General features: G+C 44.5%; 20 protein-coding genes. 13 read left to right on the plus strand and 7 right to left on the minus strand.

The features are described 5' to 3' along the window. The first annotated feature begins 126 nt into the window (after positions 1-126). From lon to R7E38_RS15810, 4 genes are all read left to right on the plus strand, one after another. The gene (gene lon, locus R7E38_RS15795) at positions 127-2,478 is read left to right on the plus strand and encodes an endopeptidase La (protein ID WP_005382343.1); all 2,352 of its coding nucleotides are present in this window, start codon (positions 127-129) and stop codon (positions 2,476-2,478) included. Between the two features lie 191 nt (positions 2,479-2,669). Continuing rightward, positions 2,670-2,942, plus strand: coding sequence for an HU family DNA-binding protein (locus R7E38_RS15800; RefSeq protein ID WP_005382341.1), 273 nt, complete (start codon positions 2,670-2,672; stop codon positions 2,940-2,942). A 201-nt stretch (positions 2,943-3,143) separates the two neighbouring features. Continuing rightward, positions 3,144-5,003, plus strand: coding sequence for a peptidylprolyl isomerase (ppiD, locus tag R7E38_RS15805; protein WP_213889741.1), 1,860 nt, complete (start codon positions 3,144-3,146; stop codon positions 5,001-5,003). Between the two features lie 255 nt (positions 5,004-5,258). Next, positions 5,259-5,543 carry a ComEA family DNA-binding protein gene (locus R7E38_RS15810; RefSeq protein WP_031777211.1) on the plus strand — a complete coding sequence of 95 codons (285 nt, stop codon included), beginning with the start codon at positions 5,259-5,261 and terminating at the stop codon, positions 5,541-5,543. Between the two features lie 98 nt (positions 5,544-5,641). On the opposite strand, the gene rrtA is transcribed toward R7E38_RS15810, so the two are convergent. Beyond that, positions 5,642-6,193, minus strand: a complete 552-nt coding sequence (gene rrtA / locus R7E38_RS15815) for a rhombosortase (protein ID WP_005382331.1) — start codon at positions 6,191-6,193, stop codon at positions 5,642-5,644. A 3-nt stretch (positions 6,194-6,196) separates the two neighbouring features. Here rrtA and R7E38_RS15820 point away from each other — a divergent pair, with 3 nt between their 5' ends. Then, positions 6,197-6,811: a tRNA-uridine aminocarboxypropyltransferase gene (locus R7E38_RS15820; protein WP_025766956.1), complete on the plus strand. Its 615-nt coding sequence runs from the start codon at positions 6,197-6,199 to the stop codon at positions 6,809-6,811. A gap of 6 nt (positions 6,812-6,817) precedes the next feature. Here the strand turns inward: R7E38_RS15820 and R7E38_RS15825 are convergent, their stop codons facing one another. The 3 genes from R7E38_RS15825 to R7E38_RS15835 all read right to left on the minus strand — a co-directional run bounded on the left by R7E38_RS15825 (position 6,818) and on the right by R7E38_RS15835 (position 10,045). After that, entirely contained in the window at positions 6,818-8,140 is a 1,323-nt protein-coding gene (locus R7E38_RS15825; protein ID WP_213889739.1) for an anti-phage deoxyguanosine triphosphatase, read from the minus strand. 15 nt (positions 8,141-8,155) lie between these two features. After that, entirely contained in the window at positions 8,156-8,740 is a 585-nt protein-coding gene (gene yfbR, locus R7E38_RS15830; RefSeq protein WP_025766954.1) for a 5'-deoxynucleotidase, read from the minus strand. A gap of 90 nt (positions 8,741-8,830) precedes the next feature. Beyond that, on the minus strand, positions 8,831-10,045 hold the full coding sequence (locus tag R7E38_RS15835; protein WP_005384283.1) for a pyridoxal phosphate-dependent aminotransferase: 1,215 nt from the start codon (positions 10,043-10,045) through the stop codon (positions 8,831-8,833). Positions 10,046-10,262: 217 nt separating this feature from the next. Between R7E38_RS15835 and R7E38_RS15840 the strand changes: the two genes are divergently transcribed. The 7 genes from R7E38_RS15840 (at position 10,263) to R7E38_RS15870 (ending at position 17,774) form a co-directional block, all read left to right on the plus strand. Then, positions 10,263-11,570, plus strand: coding sequence for an isochorismate synthase MenF (locus tag R7E38_RS15840; RefSeq protein ID WP_033906881.1), 1,308 nt, complete (start codon positions 10,263-10,265; stop codon positions 11,568-11,570). Further along, on the plus strand, positions 11,567-13,285 hold the full coding sequence (menD, locus tag R7E38_RS15845) for a 2-succinyl-5-enolpyruvyl-6-hydroxy-3-cyclohexene-1-carboxylic-acid synthase (RefSeq protein WP_025766952.1): 1,719 nt from the start codon (positions 11,567-11,569) through the stop codon (positions 13,283-13,285). Before R7E38_RS15840 ends, menD begins: the two co-directional genes overlap by 4 nt. Further along, the gene (menH, locus tag R7E38_RS15850) at positions 13,272-14,099 is read left to right on the plus strand and encodes a 2-succinyl-6-hydroxy-2,4-cyclohexadiene-1-carboxylate synthase (protein ID WP_226083864.1); all 828 of its coding nucleotides are present in this window, start codon (positions 13,272-13,274) and stop codon (positions 14,097-14,099) included. Before menD ends, menH begins: the two co-directional genes overlap by 14 nt. Next, complete coding sequence (menB, locus tag R7E38_RS15855) at positions 14,092-14,958, plus strand: 1,4-dihydroxy-2-naphthoyl-CoA synthase (RefSeq protein ID WP_005382318.1); 867 nt, start codon at positions 14,092-14,094, stop codon at positions 14,956-14,958. Before menH ends, menB begins: the two co-directional genes overlap by 8 nt. Before the next feature lie 125 nt (positions 14,959-15,083). After that, a complete protein-coding gene (gene menC / locus R7E38_RS15860; protein WP_226083865.1) occupies positions 15,084-16,073 on the plus strand; it encodes an o-succinylbenzoate synthase in 990 nt (329 codons plus the stop codon). Then, a complete protein-coding gene (gene menE, locus R7E38_RS15865; protein ID WP_025766949.1) occupies positions 16,058-17,485 on the plus strand; it encodes an o-succinylbenzoate--CoA ligase in 1,428 nt (475 codons plus the stop codon). Before menC ends, menE begins: the two co-directional genes overlap by 16 nt. A gap of 100 nt (positions 17,486-17,585) precedes the next feature. Further along, on the plus strand, positions 17,586-17,774 hold the full coding sequence (locus R7E38_RS15870) for a hypothetical protein (RefSeq protein WP_017634658.1): 189 nt from the start codon (positions 17,586-17,588) through the stop codon (positions 17,772-17,774). Here the strand turns inward: R7E38_RS15870 and R7E38_RS15875 are convergent. The 3 genes from R7E38_RS15875 to R7E38_RS15885 form a co-directional block, all read right to left on the minus strand. After that, on the minus strand, positions 17,771-18,700 hold the full coding sequence (locus tag R7E38_RS15875; RefSeq protein WP_025766948.1) for a YeiH family protein: 930 nt from the start codon (positions 18,698-18,700) through the stop codon (positions 17,771-17,773). The genes R7E38_RS15870 and R7E38_RS15875 overlap by 4 nt on opposite strands. 115 nt (positions 18,701-18,815) lie before the next feature. Beyond that, the gene (locus R7E38_RS15880; RefSeq protein WP_226083866.1) at positions 18,816-20,690 is read right to left on the minus strand and encodes an MFS transporter; all 1,875 of its coding nucleotides are present in this window, start codon (positions 20,688-20,690) and stop codon (positions 18,816-18,818) included. A 13-nt stretch (positions 20,691-20,703) separates the two neighbouring features. Beyond that, the gene (locus R7E38_RS15885) at positions 20,704-21,294 is read right to left on the minus strand and encodes a TetR/AcrR family transcriptional regulator (RefSeq protein ID WP_226083867.1); all 591 of its coding nucleotides are present in this window, start codon (positions 21,292-21,294) and stop codon (positions 20,704-20,706) included. A 393-nt stretch (positions 21,295-21,687) separates the two neighbouring features. On the opposite strand from R7E38_RS15885, the gene R7E38_RS15890 reads away from it, so the two are divergent. Next, positions 21,688-22,560 (plus strand): Tim44 domain-containing protein, encoded by an 873-nt coding sequence (locus R7E38_RS15890; RefSeq protein WP_005384268.1) that lies wholly within the window; start codon positions 21,688-21,690, stop codon positions 22,558-22,560. The last annotated feature ends 662 nt before the right edge of the window (positions 22,561-23,222 follow it).

Consider the following 23,222-nt stretch of genomic DNA (forward strand, 5'->3'; position numbering starts at 1 on the left):
AGCCATAATTAAAAAGGAGGTAAGTAATTACCTCCTTTTTTTATTTCTCTTATTGAATCCAAACAATTAGCCCCCATATACTGCCTTAAGTAATACGTTAAACGTGAAAGCGGAAGAGAGAATTATATGAACTTGGAACGTTCCGAGCGTATCGAGATCCCGGTACTACCTCTACGTGACGTAGTGGTCTACCCACACATGGTTATTCCATTGTTTGTTGGTCGTGAGAAATCGATTAGCTGTCTAGAAACGGCGATGGAAACCAACAAACAAGTTCTTCTTGTGGCACAAAAGCAAGCGGATACTGACGAGCCTACGGTTGACGACCTATTTGACGTAGGTACGGTAGCCACCATTCTCCAGCTCTTGAAGCTTCCGGATGGCACAGTAAAAGTATTGGTCGAAGGCCAGCAGCGAGCAAAAATCAATCACTTTAAAGAGAGTGACTTCTTCCTAGCAGAAGCTGAATTTGTTGTTACGCCAGAATTGGATGAGCGTGAGCAAGAAGTGATTGTTCGCAGCGCGATTAATCAGTTTGAAGGGTTCATTAAGCTAAACAAGAAGATTCCACCAGAAGTGCTAACGTCACTTAATGGTATCGACGAAGCCGCACGCTTAGCGGATACCATTGCGGCTCATATGCCGTTAAAGTTGGTGGATAAGCAGCAAGTGCTTGAAATTGTTGACGTCACTGAGCGTCTGGAATTCCTGATGGGCCAGATGGAATCAGAGATCGACTTGCTGCAAGTTGAAAAACGAATTCGTGGTCGCGTTAAAAAGCAAATGGAAAAATCTCAGCGTGAGTACTATCTGAATGAGCAAATGAAAGCGATTCAGAAAGAACTTGGTGAGATGGAAGACGCACCAGACGAGTTCGAAACGCTACAGAAGAAGATTGACGAATCAAAAATGCCTCAAGAGGCACGTGAAAAGACAGAGCAAGAGCTGCAAAAGCTTAAGATGATGTCTCCAATGTCTGCTGAAGCAACAGTGGTTCGTAGCTACATCGATTGGATGGTCAGCGTTCCTTGGGCTAAGCGCTCAAAAGTTAAGAAAAACTTAGCGAAAGCAGAAGAGGTTCTTAATGAAGATCACTACGGTCTAGAACGCGTCAAAGAACGTATCCTTGAATACCTAGCGGTTCAAAACCGTATCAACAAGCTAAAAGGTCCTATCCTTTGTCTTGTTGGTCCTCCTGGTGTAGGTAAAACGTCTCTTGGTCGTTCAATTGCTTCAGCTACAGGCCGTAAGTATGTTCGTATGGCGTTGGGTGGTGTGCGTGATGAAGCGGAAATTCGTGGTCACCGTCGTACTTACATCGGCTCATTACCAGGCAAATTGATCCAGAAGATGTCGAAGGTTGGTGTGAAGAACCCGCTGTTCTTATTGGACGAAATCGACAAAATGTCTTCAGATATGCGTGGTGATCCGGCATCGGCTCTACTAGAAGTACTGGACCCTGAACAGAATAACTCGTTCAACGATCACTACCTAGAAGTGGATTACGATCTCTCTGACGTTATGTTTGTTGCGACATCGAACTCGATGAACATCCCGGGTCCATTGTTAGACCGTATGGAAGTTATTCGTTTATCTGGTTACACCGAAGACGAGAAGCTGAACATTGCAAAACGTCACCTTGTTGATAAACAAGTGAAGCGTAATGGCTTGAAAGCGGATGAGATCGTCATTGAAGATTCTGCGATTATTGGCATCATTCGTTACTACACGCGTGAAGCGGGTGTCCGTAACTTAGAGCGTGAGATTTCTAAGATCTGCCGTAAAGCGGTGAAGAACATCTTGCTGGATAAGGACATCAAGTCAGTAACGGTAACGATGGACAACCTAAAAGAGTACTTAGGTGTTCAACGTTTCGATTACGGTAAAGCGGATGAAAGTAACCGAATTGGTCAAGTAACTGGCCTAGCTTGGACCGAAGTGGGTGGCGATCTATTAACGATTGAAACTCAATCAATGCCAGGTAAAGGTAAGCTGACACAAACGGGTTCTCTTGGTGATGTGATGCAAGAGTCTATCCAAGCAGCAATGACAGTGGTTCGCTCTCGTGCAGAAAAGCTAGGTATTAATACTGACTTCTACGAGAAGAAAGATATTCACGTACACGTCCCGGAAGGCGCGACACCAAAAGATGGCCCAAGTGCGGGTACAGCAATGTGTACAGCATTGGTTTCTTCTCTAACAGGCAACCCTGTGAAAGCAGAAGTAGCGATGACGGGTGAAATCACACTGCGTGGTGAGGTTCTACCTATCGGCGGCCTAAAAGAGAAGTTACTTGCGGCACACCGTGGTGGCATTAAGACAGTGCTAATTCCAAAAGATAACGAGCGTGATTTGGAAGAGATTCCTGATAATGTTATCGCGGATCTGGAAGTTATCCCTGTACAGTGGATTGATGAAGTACTGAAAGTCGCACTAGAGCGAGACCCGACGGGCGTTGAGTTTGAGTCTCAAAAATAGTGATGTGTAGCAAAAATAAGTAAAAGTTTACGCTGATAAGCCCAAAAAGGCTTGTCAGCGTTTTTTTTGGGCGCTAAGTTAGTTTCGATAGCTGCCAGCCCTTGATGAATAAGGGGTGGAGCATATTTTCTTAACAATGGAACGAAAGTCATCACAAAAATAATCACAGATGACACAAAGGGGAAATTACAGTGAATAAAACTCAGTTAGTAGAACAAATCGCAGAAAATGCAGATATTTCTAAAGCGTCAGCGGGTCGTGCTCTAGATGCATTCATCGAAGCAGTAAGCGGAACTCTTCAATCTGGTGATCAAGTCGCTCTAGTTGGCTTTGGTACATTCAGCGTTCGTACTCGTGCTGCACGTACTGGTCGTAACCCAAAAACTGGTGAAGAAATCCAAATCGCAGAAGCAAAAGTACCAGCTTTCAAAGCTGGTAAAGCACTGAAAGACGCTTGTAACTAATCACGGCGTTATTTCTGTAACCGGCCATTTGCTTAACTTTTGCTCAAACAATAAGTTTCGAACAAAAATTTACAAACTTCGAGCCGAACTTTCTTAAATTATGCGCATCATACTGATGCGCATTTCTTTTTCTGATATTATTGCGCCATTATTTCTATTAGATAGAAGCAGTAGGCTTCAATTGTGGAGAGCAGTTAAATTATGATGGATCGACTACGCGAAGGCGTGAATAGCATCGCGGTCAAAATTATCCTTGGACTTATCATCCTGTCTTTCGTATTTGCAGGTGTAGGTAGCTACATCGTTGGTGGTAGCAACAACTCTGCAGCGAAAGTCGGTAACACTGAGATTCCTCGTGGTGAGTTCGAGATGGCATACCAAAATGAGCGTAACCGTATGCAAGCTCAGTTGGGTGACTACTTCTCTCAAATGCTGGCTGACCCTGCATATGTTGAATCTTTCCGCAAATCCGTTTTAGATCGAATGATCAATGACGTGTTGCTTGACCAACAAGCTGAAGCTTTGGGTCTGCGAATCAGCGACACTCAAGTGCGTAGCATGATTCTAGACATGCCTCAGTTCCAATCTAATGGTCAGTTTGATCAAGAGATCTATCAAGCTTCTTTGCGTCGTGCAGGCTTTTCGCCAGACTCTTTTGCTGAGTACATGCGTCGTGAATTGGTTCGTGAGCAACTGCTGAATGCGCTACAAAACAGTGAATTTATTCTGCCGGGTGAAGTACAAGCAGAAGGCAAGCTGTTCACTCAAACTCGTGATATTCGCACGATTCAGATCGACTTAGCGGAGTTTGCGAAAAATATTGAATTGACCGACGAAGAAATTCAAGAGTACTACAAAGCAAACCCAGACAACTTTACACGCCCAGAGCAGGTTAAAGTCTCTTACATCGAACTGTCAGCTGAAGCGCTAAAGGAACAAGTTAATGTTTCTGATGCTGAGGTGAAAAAGTACTACGACGAGCACTTAAACAAATACTCTTCAGAAGAGCAACGACGTGTCGCTCACATTCTTGTAGAAGGGGACGATGAAGCAAAAGCGCAAGCTATCCTAGATGAGCTAAACGAGGGTGCAGATTTTGCGACGCTTGCTCAAGAGAAATCTGACGATTTTGGCAGCGCTGAAAACGGTGGTGACCTAGGTTGGATTGAGCGTGATGTGATGGACCCTGCTTTTGAAGAAGCGGCATTCGCACTGAAGAATCCTGGCGATACGTCGGGTCTAGTAAAGTCGGACTTTGGCTATCACATTATCAAGCTTGAAGAGCTAAAAGATTCTGTGGCGAAGCCATTTGAAGAAGTCGCTGCTGAAATCAAACAAGAGATGGTCGACCAACAAGCGATCGATCAATTCTACGAGTTGCAAAATGAGCTTGAGCGCGTAGCGTTTGAATACCCAGACTCATTGTATGATGCTTCTCAAGCGGTTAACCAAGAAGTGAAGACAACGGACTTTATTTCTCAGGTTGATGCACCTGAAGTGCTTCGTAGCCCTGCGGTAATGCAAGCTATCCTAAGCCCTGAAGTTAAAGAAGATGGCCTAAACTCTGAAGCTATCGAAGTTGCGCCTGAGCATATTATCGTTGTTCGTGTTGAAGATGCGCGTGACGAGACAGTTCTTCCACTAGAAGAAGTGAAAGATCAGGTTGTTGCAGAGCTATCTCGTGTTAAAGGTGAGCAAGAAGCGATGGAACTTGGAACACAAGTCGTTGCGGCATTGAAAGAAGGTAAGACGAACGAGCTTGCTGAAAACAATCTTGCCTTTGGTGAACAAGAGACAGTAGATCGTCGTTCTCCGTTGGCAACAACGGTATTCGCGATGGCAAAACCAGTCGATGGTAAACCAGTATACGGTCAGTCTAAAGATCTTGAAGGTAACATCATTATCATCGAGCTTGATGCTGTAAACGCAGAGCTAGATAGTGAGTTAGAAGATCAAGTTGCGATGCAAATGCAGCGTGCATCTTCTCAGCAAGATTTATCATCTGTACTAGCCGTACTGCGTGCAAATACTGACATTGAGTACTTTGTTGTGAGCAACTAAGCACAATTAGTGTAATTTGTATGTTGAATAAAACGGACCGCATAAGCGGTCCGTTTTATTTTTGTCTTTATGAACTTCAATCATCAATAGGCATTACTTAAATTAGTGCGCGTTTAAGTGATAGCGGCCGTTGTGAATTCCGGGTCATCTCAGTTTGTTAAATGCATAACCATATTGCTTTCCATTGCAAACTTGATAGTGACTCGCTCTCGACGACTGTTTTTAGCCTACTATTTTGGAGATTGTATGTTCAATATGAAATGGATTTTGACATTGTGCTTATTTGTTTTTGCACCTTTTAGCATGGCTGCGGATTCAGCCACTGACAAATATGAAGGAATTGAAATTACTGTAAATATCAACACGGCCACTGCTGAAGAAATAGCGACCATGTTGAAAGGTATAGGTGAGAAGAAAGCGCAGAGTATAGTGGACTACCGCGAGGAACATGGCCCTTTTAAAACGGCAGCAGATTTGAAGAGCGTAAAAGGCATAGGTGAAGCGACAGTTAAGAAAAACGAAGACCGCATTTTACTGTAGCTTGATGTATTGCAGATATTGAGTCTGAATTCAGAACAATATCTGTTTCCCTATTACTGCTTTCCCGAACCAGCCCCTCTTTCGTGGTTCGGGATTTTTTATCCGAATAAACGACGGCGAAGGCCTTTTTCCAGTAAAGCCATTACTAACCCACCGAGTGCGCCAAACATATGAGCATCAATAGCAACGTTTGCACCGATAAGCTCAGCAGTACTGCTGGATGGGCCATAGACCTGCTCCCATGCTACTTTGGCGATTAGTCCTCCAACTAACAACACACTGCTTCTTCTGCTTTCAAAGACTTCTCTGAGCGCCCAAAATCCAAACAATCCGTGTAATACGCCGGATAAACCCACGTATACCGACATGTTGGTAAACAAATTCAGCGCACCAACACATGCACATAAGATTGAAAAAACGATAAGGAAGTTACGAGTGCTTGGGCGAAAAATAAAAGTAATGATCCACAATCCGGCGAGGTTCATTCCTAAGTGCGCAAAGTTGGTATGTGTGAGATTTCCTGTTACGATTCGCCACCATTCACCATGGCGTATATTGTAGCTGTGCCACTCGGTTAGGCTTGCCATTGGTTCAAATTGAAGTATCAAACAGATCACGCTGATAATACTCAGCAAGGTATAAAGGTTCACTCTATGTCTCGTTATTGTTCTCGTTGTGGAAAATCGCAAAAAGCGTGTATTTGCCAATGGATTGTACCGCTGGCAAGCGAGGTAGAACTTATCATTCTTCAGCACACGAGTGAAGAACATCGTCCGCTTGGTACGGCACGGATTCTCAATTTGAGTTTAGATAACTGTATTTGTTTGATAGGAGAGGACTTTTCTTGTGATGATGCCTTAAATCACTTATTAGCGGATGAGTCATATCAACATTTTGTTCTTTACCCATCAGAAGAGTCACGATGCATTTCTGAAATCACTCAAGCGAGTCATAGTGTATCTAAGAAAATACGTTTGATTTTGCTCGATGGTACGTGGAAAAAAGCGTACAAAATGTGGCAACTCTCAAGCAACTTACATCCACTCCCAACCGTGCAGTTGCCTAAGCAACTACAAGGGCACTACACCATTCGTAAGGCGCCCTCTGAGAATAGCTTATCGACAGTCGAGGCTGGTTATCATTCGCTTCGCTTGCTTGAACCCGAGCGAGACTTTACACCGCTGATGCGTGCGTTTGAAAAGATGATCGAATTCCAAATCGCCCAGATGCCTCCGGGCGTTTTTGAAAAGAATTACTTGAAAGGTTGAGTGTTACTAAAGAACGATGGAAGAGAAAAGTTGGCGGTGTAGCTTTTGCGCGTGACCATCGGTCATTGCAGAAATATAATCGGCGATGACCCTCATCTTATTGCTCTCGCTCTTCGCCTGACACCACAGATCTTTTGTATGAACGGGTAGTAATCGCTCTGGGTCTGCTGTTAACGCTTCAAAAATATCCATAATAATTTGCTGACCCTTATACTCAACGATCTGAACCTGCGGGACTTGGATAACGAAGGTGCTGACAAAGTGCTTGAGTACGTCAAGTGCACGTGCCATCTGTGGTTCTAAACACGCATTCCAAGACAGTAACGGGTTATTAAACGGCTCATCCACCGCTTTGATTGAAATGCTGGTCAGTAGCGCGTTAACCATACCACCGATGGCATCTTTCCGCTCATGGTGCTTCCCGCTAAATAGCATCTGTCCGATGGAATCGATATGAGCTTCAAACCACGGGTCGCCACAGTCCGCTAATTGACTTGCTGCGCCTTCTTGCCATTGCTGACGTGTCACCATACCAAGTACGATTGCATCTTCTAAATCATGAACACCGTAGGCGATATCATCTGCTAGCTCCATGATTGAGCAATCGATTGATTTAAAACGCGTTTTACTGTGTTCAAACTCCGATTCTGGCGTTGAACGCATCAGACTAAGCAATGCCTTGTCGTTGTCAGAAAGCGGTGCAATTACCCAATCAAATAAGTCTTTATCACAATCATAAATGCCTTTAGCTGGGCTCCAATCTTTTGCTTTTAGTTTACGTTGATGCTCGGCTGGTTGAGGCAACTTGACGGAGCGTGTTTGACTAATGAGGGCAGGGTACTTAATCAAACCAAGCAGTGTGCGGCGTGATAAATTCATTCCGAAATGCTCGGTATAAGGCTCTAACTTAGTGACGATACGAAAGGTTTGGGCGTTCCCCTCGAAGCCGCCATGTTCGCGCATTACGTAGTTTAGAGCGACTTCTCCCCCATGACCGTATGGAGGATGCCCGATGTCGTGAGCCAAACATAATGAATCAATTAAGCTGTCTGATGGTAATAGTTCACGGAACTCTGGTTGTTTTTTCTTTAACTGGGCGACGATACCGGTCCCGAGTTGCGACGCTTCTAAGGAGTGCGTTAACCGACTGCGGTGAAAGTCTTCCAAGCTATTGCCGTGTACTTGGGTTTTTGCTTGTAGGCGTCGAAATGCAGCCGAGTGAAGAATGCGTGCTCGGTCTCGTTGGTACGGGCTCCGATGGTCGTCTCGACGGATTTTATGCTCATCATCATGGCGCTCTTGCCATTGCGGGTGTAATTCAAACGACACGATTATCTCCGTAAGCTAACTGATTTCATCTAACGATAATTCGAAACTTGGGGCAAAGGTATTGAGAAAGTAATCCATTTCAGGCGTTCTGCGTTCTTGCAAAGTGACGTCTAAGCGTTTTTTTGCCAGAGCGAACTCATGGTTGCCGGCGCTTAGTTCTTCGAGACATTTTAAATAGGCACAGATGGAATCGGCTTGCTTAACGATTTTTGCGTCCTCTTCGTGAGCAGAGTGAGAAAGAAGATAGGGGGCAAAGTCATCTTGGAACTCTTCCGGTAACATTGAGAGTAATTTTTGCTCCGCTGCCGATTCTATCTTCTTATATTCTTTGGCAATTTCAGGGTTGTAATACTTCACTGGAGTTGGAAGATCACCCGTTAATACTTCACTGGAATCATGGTACATGGCAAGAATCGCTATGCGCTCTGGATTAAGGTTGCCGCCGAACTTTTTGTTTTTAATTAGGGCAAGGGCATGAGCGACAAAAGCAACTTGTAAGCTATGCTCTGAAACGTTTTCTGGTGAGACGGACCGCATTAAAGGCCAGCGTTGGATCAGCTTCATTCGAGCCAGGTGGGCGAAAAAATGGCTTTCTTTCATGGCTTTCTCCGTTTCTGGTGTAAAAAAGGAACTCACTAGGAGTTCCTCTAAGCATATGAGAGATCAGCACTAATTACTACCAGTGATTCATTACTGGCTGTAGGTTGATAGGAATCTTTCAAAACGTCCAATGGCGATTTCTAGATCTTCAACGTGCGGTAGTGTCACGATGCGGAAGTGGTCTGGTTTTGGCCAGTTAAAACCAGAACCTTGCACCAGTAAGACCTTCTCTTGTTTTAAGAAATCTAAAACCATCTGCTGATCGTTCTTGATGTTGTACATTTTAGTGTCGATTTTCGGGAAGAGGTACATCGCACCCTTAGGTTTGACACAAGAAACACCAGGAATCTGATTGATCAGTTCATACGCTCGGTTGCGCTGCTCTAATAAGCGTCCGCCAGGTAAAATCAGTTCATTAATACTCTGGTATCCACCTAACGCGGTTTGAATCGCATGCTGCATTGGTACGTTTGCGCATAAACGCATCGATGAAAGCAGCTCCAAGCCATTCACGTACCCTTGAGCCAGATGTTTAGGCCCCGTTAGGAACATCCAGCCACCACGGAAACCACAAACACGGTAGGCTTTTGAAAGGCCATTGAATGTCATGACTAGCACGTCTTCAGTGAGTGTGGCGACTGAGGTATGTGTTGCACCGTCGTACAACACTTTGTCGTAGATCTCATCTGCGAAGATGATCAGTTTGTGCTGGCGTGCTATCTCAATCACTTCAAGTAGGAAGTCACGGCTGTATACCGCACCTGTCGGGTTGTTCGGGTTGATCAGAACAATGCCACGTGTCTTTGGTGTGATTTTCTTTTTGATGTCTTCAAGGTCTGGGTACCAGTCAGCCTCTTCATCACATAGATAATGAACCGGCTTACCACCAGATAGTGCAACTGAAGCTGTCCATAACGGATAGTCTGGTGCTGGGATCAGCATTTCGTCGCCATTGTTTAATAGCGCTTGCATGGCCATTACGATCAACTCAGACACGCCGTTACCTACATACACATCTTCGACATCTAGCGAGCGTATACCTTTACGCTGATAGTGTTGGACCACAGCTTTACGAGCAGAGTAAATACCTTTGGAATCACAATAGCCTTGAGAAGTCGGCAGATTACGAATCACGTCGACTAAAATCTCATCAGGGGCGTCAAAACCAAATGGGGCAGGGTTACCAATGTTTAGCTTTAGGATTTTATGCCCTTCTTCCTCCATGCGCTTAGCATGTTTGAGTACAGGACCCCTAATGTCGTAGCAGACATTGTCGAGTTTTGACGACATCCCGATATTTTGCATTGTTTAATTCCTAAAAATTCGTTAATTTCTTTATTAAAATACAATAATTTATTTTTTATTAGAATATATATCTGTAAATAATCTGTCTGCTGGTTAAGTTTTGCTCGCTTGCTATCACAGGATTTTGCAAAAGATCGCATACGACCTTGATTTGCTTTGGGTCTAAACTTAGAGTAGCCGTCAGTTACCATTTATCCTCACATACAACGAGGTTGATTTGTCACAGTTCCATCAAGCCGTAAAGAGAATTATCGAGCGAGTTCAGCAATCGGAAGGCAATCAAACACGTCTGGTCGAGCCCCTTAGCGAGAAACCTAATTTCTCATTTATTGATTGGCTTGATGCACAACCACTTTTCCCTAAGTTTTATTGGCAGTCCCGCGATACACGTGAAGAGGTCGTTGCACTAGGGCAATTGCACGCTTTTGTTGAGCCAGGTCCTGCTTATACCATTCTAGGTGAAGGGCAAAGAGTCTGGGGCGGGCGCTCTTTTGATGGACAGCATGAGAAGAATCGTCGCTGTATGCCTTCTTTTTTCTTTTTGCCTCAAATTGAGTTAATTCGTTTTGACCAACAGTGGTCTCTCGCAGTTAATATTTCAGAAGACAAAGCGCGAACTCTAGCTGGGTTGAATAAACTGGTTTGTGAGGTCGCAACCTTAGCTCCAATTTCGTCTCACATCCGCTCTATTGTTCATACGCCAAGTCAGCCTCAATGGAATGAGTTAGTTCATAAGGTTCTGACTGGTATAGAGAATGATGATTTTAAGAAAGTGGTTTTAGCGCGTCGCTCTACCGTGCAGCTTGATAACACATTAAGTGCTGCACAGCTACTTAAAGCAAGTTACTTAAATAACCATCATAGCTTCCATTTTATGCTGAGCTTAGACAGTAAGCACAGTTTTATGGGGTCTACGCCAGAACGTTTGTATTCTCGAGTAGGGCATGAGCTACATACCGAAGCGTTAGCAGGTACGATTGGTCGGGGAGACAATGCCACTCAAGATATGGAGTTGGCGAATTGGTTATCCCAAGACCAAAAGAACCTCAACGAAAACCAGTATGTGGTGGACGACATCATTGACCGTCTATCACCGCATTCTGAAATGGTTGAAGTGGAAGCTGAACCGAGTTTGGTCAGACTACGAAAAGTGCAGCACCTTAAGCGAAATATTCACGCTAGTCTAAGAGCGGGGATAAATGGTGTTCAGTTGTTATCGGCGCTTCAGCCAACAGCGGCGGTTGCTGGCTTACCCCGACAAGAGTCCATGCAGTTTATTCTTGATAATGAGCCGTTTGCACGCGGCTGGTATGCAGGCTCTATGGGTTACATTAGCCATGAGCGTGCAGAGTTTTGTGTCGCAATCAGAAGTGCGCTTGTGCTCGGTGAGCAAGTACAACTGTTTGCGGGCGCAGGGATTGTTCCAGGCTCCATTGCAGAACATGAGTGGGCAGAACTTGATAAGAAAATGTCGACGTTACTTACGCTGATTTCTGATCATCCGCCATTGGGAGTCGCATCATGAGTCATGACCAAGCGGTGCTCAATCGAGTTTGGTCAGAAACCATATTGATTGAGCTTCAGCGATTTGGCGTTAAGCATGTTTGTATCGCTCCCGGATCTCGTTCTACGCCTTTAACTTTAGAAGCGGCAGAACAGTCCGACTTTTCCATTCATACTCATTTTGATGAGCGTGGACTGGGCTTTATGGCTCTTGGTTTAGCGAAAGCTACTCAGGAACCCGTGGCAATTATCGTTACCTCTGGTACGGCAGTGGCGAACTTATTACCGTCGGTTGCCGAAGCCAAACTTACTGGTGAAAAACTGGTGCTGCTGACAGCAGATCGTCCAGTAGAACTTGTCGGCTGTGGTGCAAACCAAGCGATAAATCAATTGGGTATTTTTTCACATCATGTTTCGGCCAGTTTGAATTTACCAAGCCCAAATTTAGCAACGTCGCTTAACTGGTTGCTGACCTCTGTTGACGAAGTGATGTTTACTCAGCAATTGCAGGGTAGTGCCGTTCATATTAATTGTGCATTTCCAGAGCCTTTGTATTCCAACGGCGCAAAAGCGGATTATCAAACCTACTTAGATTCGGTCGCCGGATGGCGAAAAGGAAGCGGCACTTATACTCAGCGTTTTAGCCATTTGTCACAGGCGAACATCCCGCCTTTTTCAGACAAAAAAGGCTTGGTTGTGATTGGCAGCTTACCGCTTGAACAAGCGAAGTCGGCGCAGGCATTTGCACAAAAGATGGGATGGCCAGTACTTGCAGACCCGCAAAGTGGTCTCAGTTCGGATTGGGCGTATTACGATGTATGGCTTCAACTTCCCGAGTTCGCAAACGAGCTTGAATCTTGTGAACTTATTATCCAATTTGGTAGCCGAATCATCTCCAAACGTTTGAACCAATGGATTGATAAACAAGTATCGAAAAATCAACAAAGTAAAGACGTTCAGTATTGGTATGTCTCACCTTGTATGGACCGGAATAACCAAAATCATCTGGCGCAAATGCACTGGGTTGAGCCTCCTAAAACGTGGGTTTCTCGCATTAGTTTTGAGAAGTCAATATTTGCTGGGTGGGCTGATAGGTTAGCGAATGACGTTAAGCGAGTTCATCAACGTATCGAAGAAGCCTTCCTATCTGATTCAGCGTCTGCCATTGACGAAATTGCGTTGGCAGCAGACATCAACGAGCGCACAAAGAACGTAGATGTTTTCTTGGGTAATAGCTTGTTTGTTCGGCTTGTTGATATGTACGGAAAATTGGATGGTGTAGAGGTTTTCACTAATCGAGGAGCATCAGGGATTGACGGTTTGTTTGCTGCGGCATCAGGCGTGCAACGGGCAAGAGGTAATCCGTTACTAATGTATATCGGTGACACAGCAGCACTTTATGATCTCAATTCTCTGGCGCTATTTTCTCACAATAAACTGCCGGCGGTACTTGTTGTTACTAATAATGACGGCGGTGCGATTTTTGATATGTTGCCAGTACCACCAGAGCGCAGGACGACATATTATCAAATGCCTCATGGTTATCAGTTTGAACACGCGGCAAAGCAGTTTGGTTTGGCGTATTTGCATGTTTCTACACTGGAGCAATTCCAATCATCTGTAAAAGAGCATTTATGTCACCGCCAAGGAACGTTGCTGGTCGAGGTTCAAACCCCACCTAATCAAGCTGCTGAGACACTCAAGGCATTTAATAAGAGTCTGAATGCTTTACTTTGAACGTTTCCCTGTATTAGAAAAACACCAAAGTAGAACGTTGCCCACTTTGGTGTTTTTGCATGGCTTGCTTGGTAGCGGTGAAGATTGGCAAGCGTGTATCAACGCGTTACCCGAGTATGAACGTGTTACGGTTGACCTCCCTGGTCATGGGCACAGCCAATCTATTTCTTGCAGCGATCTGAATGATTGCTGCAAACTTCTTGGTTCCACACTATTTTTATTATTTCCCTCACAACAACCACTTATTTTGATTGGTTACTCTATGGGCGGCCGCATTGCGATGCATGGTATTGCCCATCAATGCTTTCCAGATCTCAATATTGCGGGCGCGATTGTTGAAGGGGGAAACTTCGGGCTTCAAACTGAGTCAGAGAAACAGGTGAGATTAGAGAATGATGCTCGCTGGGCAATGCGTTTCAAAACTGAACCACTTGAACGTGTTTTGAACGATTGGTACCAACAAGCGGTGTTTTCTTCACTAAACCATGAGCAAAGACAAACATTCATTGCGAAGCGAAGTGATAATCTTGGCTCAGCGGTGGCGAATATGTTGATGGCGACATCGTTAGCCAAACAGGCATATTTGTTGCCCTTACTGCAAAAGCAGAACATACCAGTGTATTACTTGTGTGGTGAGAAAGACCAAAAATTTAGCCAACTGGCACAACATAGCGGGTTGGCGTATCGACAAGTTGAAGGCGCTGGTCATAACGTCCATCAAGAGCAGCCCAAACAGTTTGCGATACATACCAAGCAAATAATTCAGTCTCACTTTGGTGAGAGTAACGAGAACAATGGGAATCACCATGGCTAAAACAGTAGGCATTTCTGAAGAAGAACTTTACGCTCCGGTTCAATGGAAAGATTGCGGCGAGAAATACGAGGACATTCATTACCATAAGTCTGAAGATGGTATCGCGAAAATCACCATTGCGCGTCCTCAAGTGCGTAACGCGTTTCGTCCTCAAACGGTAAAAGAGATGATTGATGCGTTGGCAGATGCGCGTTACGACTCTGGTGTTGGCGTGATCATTCTGACAGGTCTAGGTGAAGACGCATTCTGTTCTGGCGGCGACCAGAAGATCCGTGGCGACTATGGCGGCTATAAAGACGACCAAGGTACGCACCACCTAAACGTATTGGACTTCCAGCGCGATATTCGTACTTGTCCAAAACCAGTTATCGCATCGGTAGCGGGTTGGGCTGTTGGCGGTGGTCACGTTCTGCACATGATGTGTGACCTAACGATTGCAGCTGACAACGCTCAATTTGGTCAAACAGGCCCTAAAGTGGGTTCATTTGATGGCGGTTGGGGTGCATCTTACATGGCTCGCATCGTAGGCCAAAAGAAAGCTCGCGAAATTTGGTTCCTATGTCGTTTCTACAATGCTCAAGAAGCGGTAGACATGGGCCTAGTAAACACAGTTGTACCACTAGCGGATCTAGAGAAAGAAACCGTTCGTTGGTGTCGTGAAGTACTACAGCACAGCCCAATGGCATTGCGCTGCCTGAAAGCTGCATTAAACGCAGATTGTGATGGTCAAGCGGGCCTGCAAGAGCTAGCGGGTAACGCAACGATGATGTTCTACATGACTGATGAAGGCCAAGAAGGTCGCAATGCCTTTAACGAGAAGCGTCGCCCAGACTTCGACAAGTTCCCTCGCAACCCATAATCCGTCTAAATGAGGAGCGTGTTAGCTCCTCTGTTCCTTTTTTCCTGAGCGCCTCGCCCTCTGGGAGGCTGGTGGGATTGCTCGTCAGAACGCTCAAATATAAGGCATTACATAGGACTTGAATTATGCGTGAAGCGAAAATTTATCGTTATAGCTTGCCCATGGATAGTGGTGTCATCTTACGTGACAATAAGCTAACTGAACGTGTTGGTTATGTTGTTGCGCTTTCCGAAGATGGTAAAACAGGGCTTGGAGAAGTCGCTCCTCTTCCTGGTTTTAGCTTAGAGAGCACCGAAGATGCGGGTGTTCAACTACAAGAACAGGCGGAACGTTGGGTAGCAGAGTTGGATGTGGATTATGCCAATATGTACCCGTCGGTTGCGTTTGGTTTATCGATGGCACAGCTTGAATTAGCTGGTGGCTTACCACAACAAGGTAAATACCAAACAGCGCCACTATGCACTGGCGACCCAGATGAGCTCATTCCAAAGCTGAACGAAATGGAAGGTGAGAAAGTCGCTAAGGTGAAAGTTGGACTTTATGAGCCAATTCGCGATGGCATGCTTGTGAACCTTTTTCTTGAATCAATCCCTCAATTAACACTTCGACTCGATGCCAATCGCGCTTGGACACCAGAAAAAGCGCAGCAGTTCGCTAAGTACATTGCCCCGTCTCTGCGTCAACGAATCACGTTTCTAGAAGAGCCGTGCCGCTCTCCTGGCGATAGTCTCTCTTTTGCGATTAATACTGGTATTGCTATCGCTTGGGATGAAACATTGCAAGATGCGGTTCGTCGTGAAGATTTCCGTCTTGAAGATCTAACTGGTGTGAAAACGATCATCATCAAACCCACACTCATTGGTTCAGTGGATTTTTGTATTACACTGATAGAGAAAGCGAAGTCACTGGGGATGAAAGCAGTGATTAGCTCGAGCATTGAATCCAGTCTCGGTTTAACTCAATTAGCGCGCTTTGCCCAATGGCAGCTGCCTGATGAAGTTCCAGGTTTGGATACGATTGGCTTACTCAAAGCTCAGCTAGAGCAGGGCTGGCCTAAGTGTGAACTTCCCGCTCTTCCTCTAAAAGACCAGGAGATTGTGTGGCATTCTGCGTAGACAATATTGCGAAGGCACCATGGAAATATTGGGCTCAAACGAGCCCTTTTTCTATTGCACTCAAGACATCAACAGAAGTATTAAACTGGCAACAACTCTCGAAGCGTATTGACCAATACACTCACTATTTGAATGACTTGGGTGTAACTCGGGGGGATGTGCTGACTTTGGTTGGCAAGAACCAAGTAGAAACACTGTTGTTTTATCTTGCCTCCAAACAGTTAGGTGCGCTCGCTGCGCTGACCATGGAACAACCACTAGATAAGTTGCAGGGTAAGCTTGCTACACTTTACAGGCCTGATCAAACTCGGTTTATCTGGTTTTCTCAGGAGTGCGCTTCGACCTTTTCTGAACATGATATACAAAAACTCAAGGCAACATTGCTTTCGCCGCCTGCAGTATCACAGCAAGAGAGTGATTCGTTGACTGAAGATAGCTATCATCATGACCGGCTCGCTTCAGTAGTATTTACTTCTGGCTCTACAGGGGAGCCTAAAGCTGTGGTTCATACACATCGACAGCATCTTGCGTCTGCAGAGGGCTTGTTGCAGGAGTTCATTTTCACTCAGCAAGATGCTTGGCTATTATCGCTTCCGTTGTATCACGTCTCTGGATTGGCGATTGTCTATCGTTGGCTATATGTCGGAGCAACACTAAAAGTCGGTTCAGGGAAACTTGTTGATGATGTTCAGGGCGTATCACACGCTTCTTTGGTTGCGACTCAGCTCAAACGGTTATTGGATGATGATGCACATTTGTCATTGACACATGTGCTACTGGGCGGCAGCCACGTTGATCACGAGTTGGCACTACGAGCAACAGGGCAAGGCATTGAGACATGGTTAGGTTATGGGATGACGGAGGCGGCCTCTACCGTTACCGCAAAGAGAATTGACAGCACCAGTAATGCTGGACATGTATTGAAGCACCGTAAGATAAAATTAGTTGACCAACGCATTTTTATTGGCGGTAAGACATTAGCGGCAGGGTATTTCCATCAAGGACATGTTACCCCATTTCTGGATGAGAAAGGCTGGTTTGACAGCAAGGATCTTGGCGAGTGGCAAGGTGATGAATTAAAGATAATCGGCCGTGCCGACAATCAGTTTATCTCTGGTGGTGAGAATATCCATTGTGAAGAGATTGAAGCCGCTTTGAACCAAATTGATGGTGTAGTGCAGAGTATAGTGGTTCCAGTCGAAGACTCGGAGTTTGGTCATAGACCAGTAGCTGTGATTCAGACCAATGGATTGCGCAGCAAGTCGGAGTATGACCAGCACTTGCAATCAAAGTTAGAGAAGTTTAAATGGCCAGTGGAATACCATGTAATGCCACTAACTCTACTAGAAGGTGGGATCAAAATTTCACGTAAGGCCGTGAAAGAGTGGCTACTGTCATCACTTCAGCATTAGTCAATTTTGCTATGTATTAGTCATAAAGAGAATTTCGTATCTTTATAACTCTGAATCATAATTATGCTTCTTCGTGGAGAGAAAATGCATAAGGTTCAGGATGGCAAAGCTAGTTTTAATTGCGGCAGTAGCACTACAAATTGGTATCGCGATAAGTAGTGAAGGGCTAGCCCGCTCTCTTGCAGAGCTAACGGCATTTTTGATCGCTATTGCGTTGGTCGTTATATACAAAAATAGCAAACGGGAAATACCGTCCCCTCAACGCGATAAGCAGACCACCAATATCTAAAACAGTAACCAACTTAGAGAAGTGGTCGAAATTAACACCCACAGAGTCACACCAAACAACAGTGGCTTAGCTCCAGCAGACTTTAGTTTTGAAATTGAAATGCTACAACCTATCAAGAACAGACATACAACCAACGCTTGCTTTGCTCCAATGAAAATGCCGTGATAGACCATTTCAAATTGAGGAAAGAAGTCGCTAAATGCGATAGCTGCACAGTACCAAAAAATGAAATAAGGGATAGCTAGTTTTTTCTTTCCATTCTCTTTTTGGCCTCTTGAAAAGATGACGGCACTGATCAAAGCAACAGGAATGATCCATAAAGCGCGCGCGAGTTTCAATGTTGTTGCCGTAGTTAGCGCTTCTTCCCCATAGGCCGAGGCAGCCCCGACAACAGAAGATGTGTCATGAATGGCAATCGCAGCCCATGTGCCAAACGTGTGTTGATCTAGCCCTAAAGCATGTCCAATCACAGGAAACACAAAGAGTGCAATGGAGTTCAGGACAAATACCGTTGCCAGTGCTAATCCAATCTGCTCGTCTTTCGCTTTAATCGCCGGTGCCACAGCAGCAATTGCGCTACCACCACAAATTGCAGTACCTGATGAGATTAAGTAAGCGGTTACTCGCTCCAATTTAAGTACCCTGGCAATGAGAGTACCCATGATCAGTGTGCCTGTAATAGTGGCGATGATCAGGCCGATACCATCCGATGTGACTGCAAGCGCTTGCTCGAAGTTGATGCCAAAGCCTAAGCCAATAATCGAGTAAGACAGCAGCTTTTTAGTAAAAGAAGCGATGGGCAGCTCGGAAGGCACAAAACCAAAACTTGCGAGTAGAAAACCGATAACTAGAGCAATGGGAGAGGAGGCAAGAGGGGTTAGACAAAAAAGTAACGCCAATCCAAACAGGAGGTAGTTTCTATTCAAGGTTTTTATTCGCTGTTGTGAATGAAAGGGAGAGTATATCGCACTGGGTGTGGTCAGTTTGTCTTAATGATTTGAACACATGTTCAGTTATTCTAAACATGTGTTCAAGCGTATTTTATCGCCAGTCGCCTCTGAGTTGATGCACTTTATCGAACATTGTTTTTGCCGTTGCCTCGTTTGGTGGCACCGGTTGTCCTGCCTCAATTTCTAGCTTTGACCAAAATCGAGTCGGTAAGCCACAGCATGCGCGACCTTTTGCGCGGCTGAAATAGCTTCCCCATAATCCTTTAAGTGCAACAGGTATGACAGGAACTGGGCTACGACGTAGAATGATATCAATGCCGCGCATGAATTCATTCATTTCACCATCTGAAGTTAATCTTCCTTCAGGGAAAATACAGACGATATGACCTTCGCTTAGCGCGGCTTCCACATCGTTAAATGCACGTCTGATAGAGCTTCTGTTACTCGCTGAAATTGGAATTACCCCAGTTCGACGTAAAAAGCGCCTTAAAGGAGGTAGGTTGGCGTAATCTTCCTCCATCACAAAACGAATCAACCTTGGGCATACTGCACTAAGTAGCAATGCATCCATGTAGCTTACATGATTACATACAATTAATGCCCCACCATGCTCGGGTAGGTTGTATAGATTCTTATGCTTAACTCGATAGATGGTGTGCGTAAGCATCCACATGACAAAGCGAACAACAAAAATAGGAATTTGCAAAAAGATGTAAGCGGCGACTAAGAAATTTAAAATGGCTAACAATGCAAACAGTTGAGGAATTGTCATCTTGATTACACTTAGGCACACAATACCTAAGACAGCGCTGCCGACCATAAACAGAGAGTTAAAAATGTTGAGCCCTGCGATGACTTGAGCACGTTCGGTTTCCTTTGCTCGATGCTGCATTAATGCGTAAAGAGGCACGATAAACAAACCGCCCGAAGCGCCAATCATCAATAGGTAGAAAAATAATGGCCAAAAAGGCTCATATCTAAAGAAGTCTACAAAGTTATGGAAAGTAGGTAGATCATTGGGAATGGAAGTGGCCATTAGGTACCCAAATACCGTAATGCCAAAGGCACCAATTGGCACAATACCGACTTCGATACGATGGTTTGAGATCCAATTGCAAAGTAGCGACCCTAGCGCGATACCAATGGAAAATAGAGCGAGCAAGAAAGACACCGCACTCTCGGTGCCATTTAGGTAAATCTTAGTGAAATTCGGAAATTGTGTTAGATATGCGGCGCCTAAAAACCAAAACCAGCTTATTGCCATTATGCATTGAAAAACAACTCGATCGGATTTGGCGATAGAGAGCGTGTGTTTGGTTTGCTTGTATGGTTGCCAACGAAAAGAGAGATTGGGCGCGCTGGCTGCAGCAAAGGGGATTGAGCGGCTCGACAAGTAGCCTAACAATGCGAAGATCACGACACAAAATGCGGCAAGGTATTTTGCGTTGTCTGCAGAGGCTATAATCCCAGCGCCTAAGGTGCCAATAAGGATGGCGATAAAGGTACCAGCTTCAACAAGAGCGTTGCCGGGCACTAACTCTTTAGCATTTAACTTTTGAGGCAAAAGGGCATATTTAACTGGGCCAAAAAATGCTGACTGTGTGCCCATTAAAAACAGTAGCAATAAAAGCACACCATAACTTTCGGTTATGAATCCGATGGCACCCAAGAGCATGATGGCTATTTCAAATAGTTTAACCTTACGAATAAACCATGACTTTTCATATTTGTCGGCTAATACGCCAGCGGAAGCAGAGAACAAAAAGAACGGTAGAATGAACAAGCCTGCCGCAAGGTTGATGAACAAATTGCTCGAAATAGGTAGTGCACTGGAGCCAGCGAATGCGACAAACAACAGCAAAACGTTTTTAAAAATATTGTCGTTGAAAGCGCCAAAAAACTGAGTAATGAAATAGGGCAGGAACTTTCTCTGCGTAAGTAAGGACGGCTGTCTGTCGGATGACATGGATAATCCTTTCTTACCAGTTCGTGAGGTAGTTAGAAAGAAGATTACTGATCAATTCTTTGCCATCAATCGGTTCACTAGAGAAAAACTTATCATCAACACTGAGTAAAGTAATGCCATGTACGCCAGACCAAAGGACTCGACTCGCTTGAATCACTTCGGATTCAGTACGAAGTGGTGCGATTTGAGCCAATAGTGACTCTAGCATTCCCGTCATACCATCGATACGTTTGGCATGCCATTCCGGAAGTTCTGCTCCATTCATGTTGTGTTCGAACACTAACTGCCAACGGTATGGGTGTTTTTGAGCAAAATCGTGGTAACAATAAGCGAGTTCAAAAAGCGCTTGATGGGAGTCTTTGCTGTCATTAGTCGCTTTGCGTGCTTCTTGAGATAACTCATCTAAAGTTTGAGCGACAACATGAAGCAGTAGCAAATTATAATTACCAAAAACATTTACCAATGTGCTTGGCACGTAACCAATCATGTTAGCGATTTTACGAAGACTGAGTTCGTGGTAAGAATTCTCATCTAAAAAGTTTTTGACCGTTGTTAAGGTCAAATTCACTAACTCTTCTCGGGTGTGATCGTTTCTGCGCGCCATACTCTCAAACTACTTTATTGAACATCGTTCAATATGATAGTCAGCTACCTATTAACCGTCAACAAGGCAATGTGTCCAAGTGCCCTCAAGGTGTAGGATTCTGAGCTGTGTCACTGATTCTAATTCAAGTAAAACAATCTGGAGTATTAGTGAACTTATTCCATACTTTTTTTTACATTGATCAAGCGCCTTCAGGTGAATTGTAAGCAGTGTGAGCAGTCTGCATTTTTGGCAATATTCTGATACATGTCAGCTTCTATAAGCTATTTTCATCAATCGGTATACAGAGTATGATGACTTAAAAATCATCTTTGGCGTGCTACTGTTTGAAACAACGATTGTTTCGTCTTGAAAATGGGGCACTATCTTAGATAGCTAACTTTAAGGATAACGATGAAACGTTTATTTTCTATTGTTGCTTTATTGATGTTTACTGTTGCTGTAACGCCTATCGCGGAAGCGAAGAAGTTTGGTGGCAGTAAGTCTTTCGGTAAGAGCTACAAAACTGCACCAGCACCGAAACAACAGCAACAAAACACCAATACGGTCGGCAAAGATCAGACGACAAAGTCTTCAAGTAAGAAAGGCCTTATGGGGGGTCTGCTAGGCGGACTTCTTGCTGGTGGTCTACTTGCTGCATTCTTTGGCGGTGCTTTTGAAGGTATCCAGTTTATGGATATCCTAATTATTGGTTTGATTGCCTTTGTCATCTTTAAACTAATGCGCGGTATGCTAGGTGCGAAGCAGGGCAGTATGAACCAGCATCGTCAACAGCCTGCATTTGGTGGCAACGCATCTAAGTTTGAGCAACCAAACATGCAAAACTTTGAGCAACAACCAAACACAAATAATGGTGGCTTTGGTGGTTTTGGCGCTCAAACAGACGTACCACATAACTACCCACCGGGTTTTGACCAAGCAGCGTTCATTAATGGTTCTCGTGAACACTATCGAATCCTGCAAGGTGCGTGGAATCACAACCAGCTAGAAACTATTGAAGAATATGTTTCTCCAAGCTTGTTTGAAGACCTAAAAGCAGAGCGCGCGAAGCTCGACGGTGAGCAGCATACTGACGTAATGTACGTTGATGCGGAGATCGTCCGTGCTGATTACGATGCAAATAAAGCACAGCTTAGTCTGCAGTTTAGCGGTCGTTACCGTGACACAGTAGAAGGTGTTGAAGAAGAAATCGAAGATATCTGGCACCTAGAGCGTGACTTGACTGCGCCTAATGCGCCATGGTTAATCGTTGGCATTCAAGGCTAGTCACCTTTAAACCAATTTAGTCACTAGTAAAAATCCCGCATCCCCTGCGGGATTTTTTGTATCTATCATTTATATTTCTTGTACGTGTTTTTATACAAACATCACTAATTGAGTCCGTTTGGTAATTTTGCGAGCCCACTTTTTCTAGTAAGTACTCAAGTGTTTTCCTAGTTATATTGAACATTTATATTAAGGCCATACGAACTAACAAAATCAAAATAGCTAGTACATTGTTTGTAGGGTAAAGATCTGCTCCTCAGCCTTTTGTTTGTGGAGTTTCACATGGGGTTGGTTGCTTTAGTGAGATTGAGTATAGGTTATACCAATCGTAGTAAATAACTGGTCATTCTAGCTTGTTAAAATACTCGATAACTACGTTGCAATTTTTGATTGTAGAATAACTACTTATCGAAAAATTGCGCCTTGTTCTCAAGCATTTTCCCTACGCTATTTCTGATCACTTATTTACTGTGATAGGTATTCAATCGAGAAGAGTTTCGGTTAGGAGTGAAAGGTTCGTTGTAGTAGGACTATGCTATCAAGATCCTGAAACGAAAAAAGCCAGCTCAATGAGCTGGCTTCTTCAATATGGTGGAGGGGGACGGATTCGAACCATCGAAGGCAGTGCCGGCAGATTTACAGTCTGCTCCCTTTGGCCACTC

Source organism: Vibrio sp. Vb2131 (assembly GCF_033338535.1).
Taxonomy (GTDB): domain Bacteria; phylum Pseudomonadota; class Gammaproteobacteria; order Enterobacterales; family Vibrionaceae; genus Vibrio; species Vibrio alginolyticus.

Coding starts and splice junctions, on each gene's coding strand:
- lon (WP_005382343.1), top strand. CDS start 127: ATGAACTTGGAACGTTCCGAGCGTATCGAGATCCCGGTACTACCTCTA.
- ppiD (WP_213889741.1), top strand. CDS start 3,144: ATGATGGATCGACTACGCGAAGGCGTGAATAGCATCGCGGTCAAAATT.
- R7E38_RS15810 (WP_031777211.1), top strand. CDS start 5,259: ATGAAATGGATTTTGACATTGTGCTTATTTGTTTTTGCACCTTTTAGC.
- R7E38_RS15820 (WP_025766956.1), top strand. CDS start 6,197: ATGTCTCGTTATTGTTCTCGTTGTGGAAAATCGCAAAAAGCGTGTATT.
- yfbR (WP_025766954.1), bottom strand. CDS start 8,740: ATGAAAGAAAGCCATTTTTTCGCCCACCTGGCTCGAATGAAGCTGATC.
- R7E38_RS15835 (WP_005384283.1), bottom strand. CDS start 10,045: ATGCAAAATATCGGGATGTCGTCAAAACTCGACAATGTCTGCTACGAC.
- menD (WP_025766952.1), top strand. CDS start 11,567: ATGAGTCATGACCAAGCGGTGCTCAATCGAGTTTGGTCAGAAACCATA.
- menH (WP_226083864.1), top strand. CDS start 13,272: ATGCTTTACTTTGAACGTTTCCCTGTATTAGAAAAACACCAAAGTAGA.
- menB (WP_005382318.1), top strand. CDS start 14,092: ATGGCTAAAACAGTAGGCATTTCTGAAGAAGAACTTTACGCTCCGGTT.
- menC (WP_226083865.1), top strand. CDS start 15,084: ATGCGTGAAGCGAAAATTTATCGTTATAGCTTGCCCATGGATAGTGGT.
- R7E38_RS15870 (WP_017634658.1), top strand. CDS start 17,586: ATGGCAAAGCTAGTTTTAATTGCGGCAGTAGCACTACAAATTGGTATC.
- R7E38_RS15880 (WP_226083866.1), bottom strand. CDS start 20,690: ATGTCATCCGACAGACAGCCGTCCTTACTTACGCAGAGAAAGTTCCTG.
- R7E38_RS15885 (WP_226083867.1), bottom strand. CDS start 21,294: ATGGCGCGCAGAAACGATCACACCCGAGAAGAGTTAGTGAATTTGACC.
- R7E38_RS15890 (WP_005384268.1), top strand. CDS start 21,688: ATGAAACGTTTATTTTCTATTGTTGCTTTATTGATGTTTACTGTTGCT.